The organism is Pseudonocardia xinjiangensis (genome assembly GCF_012911925.1).
Taxonomy (GTDB): domain Bacteria; phylum Actinomycetota; class Actinomycetes; order Mycobacteriales; family Pseudonocardiaceae; genus Pseudonocardia; species Pseudonocardia xinjiangensis.
In genome coordinates, this window is record NZ_JAAXKY010000039.1 from 41,186 (window position 1) to 47,605 (window position 6,420).

The following is a 6,420-nucleotide window of genomic DNA, read 5'->3' on the forward strand; positions in this document are numbered from 1 at the left end:
TCTCCTTCATCGGGACCGCCCGCCGAGGAACGACCCCACGACCGCCGCCGTGAGACCGACCGCCGCCAGCGCCGCCCGCTTCCACATCTGCGGGAGGTCCCGGGTGGTGACCACCGGGTCCGGCGGGAGCCCGTAGACCTCCGGCTCGTCGAGCAGCAGGAAGAAGGCGCCGTCGCCGCCGACGCCGTCGTCGGGGTCGCGGCCGTAGAGCCGGGCCTCGGTGACGCCGTTGCCCTGCAGCTCGGCCAGCCGCCGGTCGGCCCGTTCGCGCAGCTCGTCGAGCGGGCCGAACTGGATCGACTCGGTCGGGCAGGCCTGGGCGCACGCCGGGGTCAGCCCGTCCTTCGTGCGGTCGTAGCAGAGCGTGCACTTGAACGCCCGGCCGTCGCCGGGCCGGATGTCGATCACGCCGTACGGGCAGGCGGGCACGCAGTAGCCGCAGCCGTTGCAGACGTCGGGCTGGACGAAGACGGTGTCGAACTCGGTGCGGATCAGCGCGCCCGTCGGGCAGACGTCGAGGCACGCGGCGTGCGTGCAGTGCTTGCAGACGTCCGAGGACATGAGCCAGCGCACGTCACCCGCGGGATGGGCCGGGGACTCCTCCGTGCGGGTCTCGATGAACGCGACGTGGCGCCAGGTGGAGGACCCCAGCGCACCGGTGTTGTCGTAGGACATGCCGAGCAGGTCCATGTCGCGCAGCCCGGCGAGGTCGGTCGGGTTGCTGCCGGTGGGGCCCGCGTCGGACGGGACGAGGTTCCACTCCTTGCACGCCACCTCGCACGCCTTGCAGCCGATGCAGACCGAGGTGTCGGTGAAGAACCCCAGCCGGGGCGGCCGCTCGCCCGGCATGCCGAGGTAGGAGGCGGCGCCGTCCGCCGCCCGGACCTCCTCCGGGGGGGTCACGCCAGGCCCGCCCGCCGCTGGTAGTCCTCGACGAGTGTGCGCAGCCCGGCGCCGTGTGGACGTCGTCCGGGCCGGATGTCGCAGGTGAGCACCTTGGACTCCTGGATGTCGACGTTGGGGTCGAGCGTCACCGACAGGAGGTCGTTGGCGCTGTCTCCGATGGCGAGGCCGTTGTGGCCGAAGTGCCAGGGCACCCCGATCTGGTGGGTCTCCCGGCCTTCGATGCGCAGCGGCTGCATCCGCTCGGTGACGAGCACCTTCAGCTCGATCGCGCTGCGGGCCGTGACGACGGTGGCCCAGCCGAGATGGGTGAGCCCCCGCTCGCGTGCCAGCTCGGGCGAGACCTCGCAGAACGCCTCTGGTTGCAGCTCGGCGAGGTAGGGCACGAACCGGCTCATGCCGCCCCCCGTGTGGTGCTCGGTGAGCCGGTAGGTGGTGAGCACGAACGGGAAGACCGTGGAGCCCACCGGATGGTGCCGGTTGCCCGGCCCCTCGTAGAGCTTCGCGGCCGGGTTGCTCGTGTGCTGCGGATGCAACAGGTTGTGGAACGGCGTCTCCGCCGGCTCGTAGTGCGTCGGGAGCGGTCCGTCCACCAGCCCGGCCGGGGCGAAGAGCCACGCCTTGCCGTCGGTCTGCATGATGAACGGGTCGTCACCGGCGAGCGCCTTGCCCGCCCGCGCGTCCGGCGGGGGCACGTAGTCCGGTGCGGTGGTCGGCGGGAAGTCCGGCACGTCGTGGCCCGTCCACTTCTCCCCGTCCCACCAGATGAGCGCCTTCCGCTCGCTCCACGGCTTGCCGTCCGGGTCGGCGGAGGCGCGGTTGTAGAGCTGGCGCCGGTTGGCGGGCCAGGCCCAGCCCCACTCCGCGGCCACCCAGTCCTGCTCGCGCGCCGGCTTGCGGCGTGCGGCCTGGTTGACGCCGTCGGCGAACACCCCGCAGTAGATCCAGCAGCCGCAGCGGGTGGACCCGTCGCCACGCAGCTGCGTGTAGGCGGTGAGCAGCTCACCGTCGGGGCCGTAGCCGTTGATCTCCTTCAGCACGTCGCTCGCCACGGGCTCGGCGGACGGCCCCTCGGTGGCGTAGTCCCAGGTGAGCGCCTTGATCGGAGCGTCACGTGGGTCGTCGGAGTCGGCGAGCCGCTCCTTGATGATGCGGCCGAGGTGGTAGAAGAACCACAGGTCGCTGCGCGCGTCGTCGGGCGGTTCCACCGCCTTGTGCCGGTACTGCAGCAGCCGCTGGGTGTTGGTGAAGGTCCCGTCCTTCTCCACGTGTGACGCGGCGGGCACGTAGAAGACCTCGGTGGCGATGTCCTCGGTGCGCACCTCGCCGGTCTCGATCTCGGGCGAGTCCTTCCAGAACGTCGCGGTCTCGATGCACGACAGGTCCCGCACCACGAGCCACTCGGCCTTCTCCAGCGCCTTGCGCTGCAGCCGCCCGTTGGCGCTGCCGACGGCCGGGTTCTCCCCGGCGACGATGTAGCCGGGCACCTTGCCCTCGGCCATGTCCAGCACGGTGGCGTAGTTGTTGTGGTCGCCGGACAGCCGCGGCAGCCAGTCGAACCCGTACTCGTTCTCGGCCGTGGCCGCGTCGCCGAACCAGGCCTTGAGCAGGCTGGTCATGTAGTTCGGCATGTCGCCCCAGAACCCGGCCTTGCCGGCGTCCGGCTCGATGTAGTCCTCGAGCGACCCACCCCGTTCGCCCGCGGGCATCGGGAGGTAGCCGGGCAGCAGGTTGAACAGCGTGGGGATGTCGGTGGAGCCCTGGATCGAGGCGTGCCCGCGCAGCGCCATGATCCCGCCGCCGGGCCTGCCGATGTTGCCGAGCAGCGTCTGCAGGATCGACGCGGCCCGGATGTACTGCACGCCGACGCTGTGCTGGGTCCAGCCCACCGCGTAGGACCAGTTGGTGGTGCGGTCCCGGCCGCTGTTCTCCGTGATCGCGCGGGCGAGCTCGAAGAACGTGTCCTGCGGGATGCCCGCGACCTCCTCCACGAACTCCGCCGTGTAGCGCGCGTAGTGGCGCTTGAGGATCTGGAAGACGCAGCGCGGGTCCTGCAGGGTCGGGTCGCGCCGGGGCTTCTCCGCCACCGACGCGCCACCGCTGCCGTACTTGTCGCCACCCGCGGTCTCCCGCTGGTGCTCACCGCCGTGGGCGGACCGCTCGCCGCCGCCCCCGTCCCCGTCGCCCTGGCCGTCCCCGTCGCTCTCGCTGTCCTGGTACGCCCAGCTCACCGGGTCGTAGGTGTGGGACTTGTCGTCCCACCCGCTGAAGACGCCGTCGAGGTCCTCGGTGTCGACGTAGTCCTCGGAGATGAGCGACGAGGCGTTCGTGTAGGAGACGACGTACTCGCGGAACTCCTTGCCCTCGCTCAGGACGTAGTTGATCAGGCCGCCGAGCAGCGCGATGTCGGAGCCTGCCCGGATCGGCACGTGCAGGTCGGCCAGCGCGCTGGTGCGCGTGAACCGCGGGTCGATGTGGATCACCTTGGCGCCGCGCAGCTTCGCCTCCATCACGAACTGGAAGCCGACCGGATGGCACTCGGCGAAGTTCGAGCCCTGGATCACGATGCAGTCGCTCTTCGCGAGGTCCTGCTGGAACGTCGTGGCACCGCCACGACCGAACGAGGCCCCCAGACCGGGGACGGTGGAGGAGTGTCAAAGGCGGGCCTGGTTCTCGACCTGGATCGCGCCGAGAGCCGTGTACAGCTTCTTGATGAGGTAGTTCTCCTCGTTGTCCAGCGTGGCGCCACCGAGATGGGCGATGCCCATGGTGCGGCGCAGCGGCTGACCGTTCTCGTCGGTGTCCTGCCACGTCCGGCGTCGCGTGTCCAGCACGCGGTCGGCGATCATCTCCATCGCCGTGGCGAGGTCGAGCTCCTCCCACTCGGTGCCGCCCGGTCGCCGGTACCGGACCGTGGTGACCCGGTCCGGGCGTGAGACGTACTGCTGGGACGCCGCACCCTTCGGGCAGAGCTTGCCGAGCGAGATGGGCGAGTCGGGGTCGCCCTCGATCTGGATGACCTTCTCGTCCTTGACGAACACGCGCTGCCCGCACCCCACCGCGCAGTACGGGCAGATCGACCGGACCACCCGGTCGGCCTCGGCGATGCGCGGTCGCAGGTGCTCGCTGCCGGCGGATCGGGCGGCGTCACCGCGGGCTGTGGGGTCGGAACCCCTCAGCTGACGGACGACCGGCCACAGCTCGATGAACTCACGAACACCCACGTGGGCCCCGTTCCCTCGGCTCCGACGAGCGAAACCCCCGGAGCCCACGTTAACCGCGTTCGGGAAAGTTGGCGGAGGCGGACGGGAATCGAACCCGCCTGACCGAGATGCTCGACCACGTCGGTTTTGAAGACCGCGGGGGCCACCAGGCGCCCTTACGCCTCCACGCGCAGGCTAGCGACTGGCCTCGAGAGCCTGCGGCACCCCGTCGGCGATCTCGAACAGCGCGAGCAGGCCGGTGGCCTCCAGCGCCCGCGTGACGATCCGGGACCCGGGCACCAGCCGCAGCCGGCACTGCCGCTGTTCGGCCTCGTCCTTCGCGGCGACGAGCACGGCCAGGCCCGCGGAGCCGAGGAACGTGACGTCGGTCAGGTCGAGGACGAGGAGCGAGACGTCGGCGAGCTGCTCGTACACCCGGTCACGCAGGACCGGAGCGGTGAGGGTGTCGATCTCGCCGACCACGTGCATGACGCGGACACCGTCGCCGTGCCCGACCACGTCGAACCGCACGACCTCACCGATCTCGTCGGCGAGGTCGGCGCTCGTTGGCTCGACGGGGGAATCGCCGCTCATGCGCACCGGCTCCTCGAAAAGGCGTCGTGGACTCGTGGTGCGGACTGTGGTCTCAACCGCGCTTCAACCCTACGGGCGCCCCCAGGGGCGAACAACAACACCCCCGTCCCCGGGTCGGGCCACGCGTCCCTGCGGTTCTGCATGATCGAAACGTGCTCGTCGGGGGTCCGGGAGGGGTGCGCCGGCAGCTGGGGGATCCTGCGGGGATGCCTGATCGGTTCTCCGTCCGCATCGCCGTCCGCAGCTACGAGATCGATGTCAACGGGCACGTCAACCACGCCGTCTACCACCGGTACGGGGAGCACGCGCGTACCGAGCACCTCACCGCTGCGGGGTGTTCCCTGGGCCGGTTGACGGAGCACGGCATGGGCATCGTGCTGCTGGAGACCCACGTGCGGTTCCTCCGGGAGCTGAGCCACGGGGACCTGGTGGACGTCGACTCGCGGCTGACGTTCGGGGCGGGCCGGACGTTCGAGATGGCGCACACGCTGCGGCGCGGGCCGGACACCGTGGCAGCCGAGATCACGTGCCGGATGGGGCTGCTCGACTCAGCCACCCGCAGGTTGTTGCCGGAGCCGCAGAAGCGGTTGACCGAGCTCGCCACAGCGCCGGAGCGGCTCGGTCCCGGGTAGCCCGGCGCGGCGGCCGGGACGTCGATCAGGAGGGATCCGCGTCCGGAGGACTCTGCCGCGTGGAGGTGAGGGAGAGGGACTCGATCTCCAGGGGCAGCCGGGGGGCCACCAGTGGTGGGACGCGGCCGCCTGCCCGCCGCACCACCCGCCTGCTCCTCAGGTAGGCGAACGGGCCGGTGGCCAGGCCGCGCAGGCGGGCACCGGCCGCGCCGACCGGCATGCCGGAGCCCGCGTCGCTCTCCCGTTCCGAGATGCGGCGCAGCTGGGCGACCGCCGCCGGGATCCTGCGGGCCGCGGCGGCGCGGGCGCGGGGGTCCAGCGCGATCTTCGTGAGGAAGCCGCCGAGCCCGACGGCGTAGCCCTCCAGCTGGACGCGCAGGGCGGCCTGGCCGGTGCGGTGGTGGTGCCACACCCAGGCGGCGGGCTCGTAGCCGAGTACGTGATCGGCCAGGATGAGGCGCACCAGGAACTCGCAGTCCTCGCCGCCGTGGGTGGGCGAGCCCGGGCCGAGTGCCTCGTCGAACCCGCCGACGGCCTTCGCCACGTCCGCGCGGACGGCCAGGTTGGCGCCGATGCCGAAGAGGCCGGGGGAGAACGGGAAGATCGCGGACTCGGCCGGGGGGTCGGCCAGCGAGTAGCGACGCCGCTCGAACCCCTTGTTCCAGGCCATCGCGCTGTCGGCGGCCAGCTCCTCTGCGGTGGTGAGGCGGGCGGCGAGCACCGGACCGCTCACGCACGCCAGCTCCGGGTCGGCGGCGAACGCCCCGGCGATGCGCCCGGCCCAGCCCTTGTCGGGCTCCGTGTCGTCGTCGGTGAAGGCGACGATGGCCGTGCGCGCCTCCTGCAGGCCGCGGTTGCGGCCGACCGAGGCACCCCGGCGGGGCTCCAGCACGTACCGGACGCGGGGGTCGCCGATGCGGCTCACCACGATGGCCGTGCTGTCGTCGGCCGGTTCGTTGTCCACCACCAGCACGGTGATGTCGGTGTGCTCGCCCGCCAGCAGAGCGCGGACACAGCGTTCCAGGCTCTCCGGCCGGCCTCGGGTGGCCACCACGACGGTGATCGGCTCGGTGGACCACGGGGGGAGG

General features: G+C 71.6%; 5 protein-coding genes and 1 tRNA gene. 1 reads left to right on the forward strand and 5 read right to left on the reverse strand.

Features of this window, described 5'->3' with window-relative positions; all coding sequences use genetic code 11:
• Nucleotides 1-6 precede the first annotated feature (6 nt).
• From HF577_RS14300 to HF577_RS14315, 4 genes are all read right to left on the reverse strand, one after another.
• Complete coding sequence (locus tag HF577_RS14300) at nucleotides 7-849, reverse strand: 4Fe-4S dicluster domain-containing protein (protein ID WP_169396333.1); 843 nt, start codon at nucleotides 847-849, stop codon at nucleotides 7-9.
• Nucleotides 850-899: 50 nt separating this feature from the next.
• Entirely contained in the window at nucleotides 900-4,127 is a 3,228-nt protein-coding gene (fdh, locus tag HF577_RS14305) for a formate dehydrogenase (protein WP_169396322.1), read from the reverse strand.
• 69 nt (nucleotides 4,128-4,196) lie between these two features.
• A tRNA-Sec gene (locus tag HF577_RS14310) sits at nucleotides 4,197-4,292 on the reverse strand.
• 9 nt (nucleotides 4,293-4,301) lie between these two features.
• Entirely contained in the window at nucleotides 4,302-4,700 is a 399-nt protein-coding gene (locus HF577_RS14315) for an STAS domain-containing protein (RefSeq protein WP_169396323.1), read from the reverse strand.
• A 206-nt stretch (nucleotides 4,701-4,906) separates the two neighbouring features.
• Here HF577_RS14315 and HF577_RS14320 point away from each other — a divergent pair, with 206 nt between their 5' ends.
• Entirely contained in the window at nucleotides 4,907-5,332 is a 426-nt protein-coding gene (locus tag HF577_RS14320; RefSeq protein ID WP_169396324.1) for an acyl-CoA thioesterase, read from the forward strand.
• A gap of 25 nt (nucleotides 5,333-5,357) precedes the next feature.
• Here the strand turns inward: HF577_RS14320 and HF577_RS14325 are convergent.
• The coding region (locus HF577_RS14325; protein WP_169396325.1) for a glycosyltransferase family 2 protein at nucleotides 5,358-6,420 on the reverse strand (1,063 nt) is incomplete at its 5' end.